The sequence below is a fragment of the Colwellia sp. 6M3 genome (assembly GCF_014077595.1).
Taxonomy (GTDB): domain Bacteria; phylum Pseudomonadota; class Gammaproteobacteria; order Enterobacterales; family Alteromonadaceae; genus Cognaticolwellia.
In genome coordinates, this window is sequence record NZ_JACGWF010000278.1 from 1 (window position 1) to 240 (window position 240).

At 47.5% G+C, this 240-nt stretch carries 1 pseudogene; it reads left to right on the plus strand.

Annotated elements, in window-relative coordinates:
• Positions 1-41: 41 nt before the first annotated feature.
• A pseudogene (locus tag H4J50_RS19940) lies at positions 42-240 on the plus strand (IS4 family transposase); the annotation flags it as partial.

The following is a 240-nucleotide window of genomic DNA, read 5'->3' on the forward strand; positions in this document are numbered from 1 at the left end:
TACTGATTAATTGGCGTAAGCAACACCCACAGTCGCACTGGATGGTCCCGATTAAAAGCAACACGCAATACACCGTCATTGAATCTTACTCTGAGCATGACTTCAAAGTAGAGATGAGTGTATCTGCGCATGCCAGAAAACAAGACCCTTCGCTTCCTGAGTGCTGGCAGGCCAGACTGGTTCTTTATCCTGAGCCAATGGGGCCTGGAAAAATAAAAGGTCTGCTGTGCTCTTTGGATG